Genomic DNA, 4290 nt, shown 5'->3' with positions numbered 1-4290 from the left:
TCTATACTCATATTTCAGATCAATATGATCCTTTTTACGCCCAAGTCATTAGTTCTTCTGAGGAGGCGCCTCATATTATAGACGGATTATTATACCATGAAGCCGATACTAGAATTGAAGAACATTATACGGATGCTGCTGGATTTGTAGATCATGTATTTGCTATGTGTCATATGTTAGGGTTTCGATTCTCTCCGAGAATTAAAAGTATAGATAAGACGAAAATTTATACAATCGACAAACCTTCCTATTATCCAGAGCTAAACTTTATGATTGGCGGCACTATACAAATGAAACATATACGAGACAACTGGGATGCATTATTAAGATTACTCAGTTCTGTGCAAAATGGAACAGTTACTGCATCTCTTATTTTAAAAAAGTTAGCATCTTATCCACGGCAAAATAGTTTAGCGGTAGCATTACGAGAAATTGGACGTATAGAAAGAACATTATATACATTAGAATGGCTACAAGATCCTGCACTGAGAAGGCGAGTTCAAGTGGGACTCAATAAAGGAGAAGCGAAACATTCACTTGCGCGAGCCGTGTGTTTTCATCGATTAGGAGAAATACGTGATCGTTCTTATGAAGATCAGTTGCACCGAGTAAATGGCCTGCCGTTGTTAATTTCTGTGATTGTCATTTGGAATACAGTGTATATTGAAAAAGCGATTGAATTATTACGATCTCAAGGAATGGAAATTCCAGAAGAATATGTGCAACACATTTCTCCATTAGGTTGGGAACATATTGCATTAACGGGCGATTATATCTGGAATGTACAGCAAAAGACATCGATTCATCATTTAAGACCTTTGCGAACAAAATATGCAAGAAATAGATAGTAACACCCAATACCGATTCCCTATGTAAATACGGAATCGGTAAAAATGTGTCCAAATTGTGTCTAAACGTACAATTTTCCCGAAATGGTATCGTGAGGCCATGCCCATCAACTTAAGAACGGAAATAAAATAAATTTTTTTCATATAAACTAAAAAGCTCTTACAATATTTGATTTCCTTAAAAATAAGCATACTAAATAAACCCTAACGGGTTTCATTTTTTCACTATGCAGCTTTCTTTTGTTTTCTCAATCCATTATACTCATAGACAACACCCATAATATCAAAGACTGTCTTTTTCTCGTATCGATGAGATTTCCGTCCATTTTTCTGTAGTAGGGTAAACAGGCGGATTAGAACCTTTGTTATCTCTTGGGTGTCTTTCTGCATGGCTTGATATAACAGAGATAGATGATCTTGGATCATTCCAATTGCTTTGTATTCACTTAATTCTTTTTTCTTTTTTTGCAGAAGTAATTGCCGCATTTTAAACATAGTAGAGGAACATAGGAAAATGGTAATGAGTTTCCCATATAATTGGCACTCTAATCGTTCTTGCTTTACCGTAGAATAATGATCTATCTTGAATAATGATTTCCACGTTTTAAAAATAATCTGTCGGGTAAAAGACTGGCGCGGTATCAATTGTGACCCGTTTCCAGCCTCTCCCCATAAGAACTGCTCGTGAGGTTTTCCCTCAAGCAGCTCACCCCATAAACTTCATCAAAAGGGTTATGAGACCTATCAAATGGCAGACACTTTCATCAGAAACTCTCTGCACTTTTCAGGGGAAGGACTTTCCAGTCCCAATAGAGCCCTAGTACACCATAGAGATATTCGTTACTCCATCTCTGCCATCCAATACTACGCTTTTGGCGCCGTTTCCTTCTCGTCAATAATGTACGGACTTTCATCTCTGTATAGTCCCGTACTTGACTAAAGGCTCGACTAGAATTCCCAACCCGGAAATAATTCACCCATCCAGTCAGTACCGTATTGATTTGTTTTACTAAATCTTGTGCAGGTTTGGCGCCTGCATGTCTGATTAATTCTCGAATTTTCGCTTTCACTTTCGTACAGGCTGTCTTCTTCGGGGTAATAAGAACAAAGTGTCTGTTCTTATTTCGAGTCAGTACTCGCCTCAAATCAAATCCTAAGAACCCGAAGGGTTCTCCTTTTAAGGCATTAACCATTCGAGTTTTCTCCAGATTCAGTTCAACTCCCAAAGGCTTTAATTGTTCCCACAGTCGTCGCAATGCCAATTCAGCCCATCCTCGTTTACTAGAATGTCCGCTTACGGTGATAACTATATCATCAGCAAAACGGTGATAGTTTACAGCCTCGTAATGGTTTTCTGTTGTCTTACGTCGAATCGTATCAAATGTCCAATCTACTTCATTGAGGTAGATGTTTGCGGCTAGGGGAGAAAATGGTCCCCCTTGCGGGACACCGATTTTTCCTGTCACCTTGATAACCTGTTTTACGAGATGCATAACTTGCGAATCTTGGACACGTTTTGCGATTTTCTCCAAAAGTATGTGGTGTCGAATTGTATCAAAGTAGCGTGACAAGTCAACATCGATTACTACAGTCATCCGGCGCAATATGCTACGTCGTATTTCTGCCAGTGCTTGATGTGGGGAGCGTTTTGGTCGGAATCCATATGAATTTGGGCAAAAATCAGCTTCAAAGATGGCTTCCAATATGAGTTTTAGTGCTCCTTGGACCACACGGTCCCGTATACATGGGATTTGGAGTGTCCGCATTTTGCCGTTTGCTTTTGGGATCTCTACTTTCCGATTAGATTGTGGTTGATATGTTCCAGCCTGTAGTTCTGCTTGGATATTCTTTAAAAACGGCATAACTCCCTCTAGCTCTATATCAGCAAAACTTTTCCCATCGATGCCTGGGGCACCGTTGTTTTTCCTCGCTTGCTGATATGCTTCATGAAGGGTTGTTAGTTTGGTAATGTGGGAAAATAGTCCCCAAAACCGATGCGTAGGTTCAGACTTCGCCTTTTGATAGATTCGTCGCCTTAGTTCCTGCAAAGTAATAGGTGTTTTTATCATGGCACCCTTGCCTCCTTTGGTCGTACGAAATATTTACAGGTTCGGACCCTTTCCTCCCTGCGCGTTTTGCTGCACGCAGATCTCAGGTACTACGATCCGTTCCGCCACCCTGACACCTACCAATCTCACTTCCCGATCACGGTTATAAAGATGGTCTCCTCGATGAGATTTCTTCATCGGGTGTCGAGGGCTTCTCCAGTTTCCACATCATCTTTCTCTCCATGTCGCCGCTGATACCCCGCCGGTGAGAACTGCCGTTCCAGACTCGTTTCGGTCAGTTCTTGCTGCTTTCGCACGTTATAGACCGTCTCAGCCACCGGAATTACGTGTAACGAGGCTACATCTACGTTCACTGTACGTTACAACCTGGAGATTTGCCCATGCGCCTTTTGCGTATGATGTCAGAACCTGTCTGAAATCTATGGTATAATCTGTACAAAAAAGGATGTTTCCTATGATACATGATTATACAAGCAATGTTTCACGTGAACAGTTTGAACTGATTCGTGAAGATTTAGAAAGTGCACGAAAAACGACGCGTCCACGCACAGTTGATTTGTACGAGGTATTCTGCGGTGTACTATATTTGCTTACCACAGGTTGTCAATGGCGTAATCTGCCAAGTGATTTTCCGAACTGGAAAACAGTTTATTCCTACTATCAGATTTGGCGGAAAGTAGACGAGAATGGCATAAGTCTTCTCGAAAAAGTGCATAAAAAAATTAGTTGAAACCTATCGTGAGCAAGATGGACGTAAGAATCAGACAAGTTTCTGCATCGTAGATGCACAAAGCGTGAAAAACACATGGATAGCTGGTGAAAAAGGATACGATGCGGGAAAGAAAATATCAGGAATTAAAAGGCATATTGCTGTAGACACCAATGGTCTCATTCATGCGATTGAAGTAACAACTGCGAATATAACAGATCGAGAGGGTGCTATCCAAATGTGTGAAAGGCATAAGAAAGCATTGGACAAAGTGAAAAATATACTTTGTGATGGTGGATACACGGGGCCATCATTTGCAAAATCGATAAAAGAAACGATTGATTGTTCAGTTGAAATCATTAAACGTTCGGAACTTCATAAGTTTGTTGTGTTACCGAAACGCTGGATTGTGGAACGAACGTTTTCTTGGTTAGAAAATTATCGCAGACTGTGGAAGAACTGTGAACGAACACTTGAAAATAGTAGACAGAGTTGCTTATTGGCAAGTGTAGCGATTTTATTGAAAAGATTCTAGACAGGTTCTTAGCGACTCATAATTATCCACCAATACTTTCATCGCCTCTGTTACTTGGTGAGCAACAACCATCTGTACAGCTGGCTGAATGATTCCAGCTGTATCGCATGTTGCACCGCTCATAGGATG

At 40.6% G+C, this 4290-nt stretch carries 4 protein-coding genes and 2 pseudogenes; 2 read left to right on the top strand and 4 right to left on the bottom strand.

Going from position 1 to position 4290, the window contains the following annotated elements; all coding sequences use genetic code 11:
* A partial coding sequence (locus tag MKX74_RS28165; protein WP_341180710.1) for a Tn3 family transposase occupies positions 1-848 on the top strand: 848 nt, incomplete at its 5' end.
* Between the two features lie 225 nt (positions 849-1073).
* On the opposite strand, the pseudogene MKX74_RS28160 reads toward MKX74_RS28165, so the two are convergent.
* The 3 genes and pseudogenes from MKX74_RS28160 to MKX74_RS28150 all read right to left on the bottom strand — a co-directional run.
* Positions 1074-1466, bottom strand: a pseudogene (locus tag MKX74_RS28160) (IS4 family transposase); the annotation flags it as partial.
* A 146-nt stretch (positions 1467-1612) separates the two neighbouring features.
* The gene (gene ltrA, locus MKX74_RS28155) at positions 1613-2917 is read right to left on the bottom strand and encodes a group II intron reverse transcriptase/maturase (protein ID WP_341180709.1); all 1305 of its coding nucleotides are present in this window, start codon (positions 2915-2917) and stop codon (positions 1613-1615) included.
* Between the two features lie 33 nt (positions 2918-2950).
* Complete coding sequence (locus MKX74_RS28150) at positions 2951-3094, bottom strand: hypothetical protein (protein ID WP_341180708.1); 144 nt, start codon at positions 3092-3094, stop codon at positions 2951-2953.
* 277 nt (positions 3095-3371) lie between these two features.
* Here MKX74_RS28150 and MKX74_RS28145 point away from each other — a divergent pair.
* A protein-coding gene (locus MKX74_RS28145) for an IS5 family transposase (RefSeq protein ID WP_445667340.1) occupies positions 3372-4161 on the top strand; the annotation gives its coding sequence in 2 pieces (ribosomal slippage) (positions 3372-3629 and positions 3631-4161; 789 coding nt in all).
* Here the strand turns inward: MKX74_RS28145 and MKX74_RS28140 are convergent.
* Positions 4150-4290 (bottom strand): annotated as a pseudogene (locus MKX74_RS28140) (thiamine biosynthesis protein MoeB); the annotation flags it as partial. The gene MKX74_RS28145 and the pseudogene MKX74_RS28140 sit on opposite strands and share 12 nt — an antisense overlap.

The sequence above is a fragment of the Paenibacillus sp. FSL K6-1230 genome, assembly GCF_038002385.1.
Classification (GTDB): Bacteria; Bacillota; Bacilli; order Paenibacillales; family Paenibacillaceae; genus Paenibacillus; species Paenibacillus massiliensis.
This window is presented reverse-complemented; position numbering and strand designations above follow the sequence as displayed.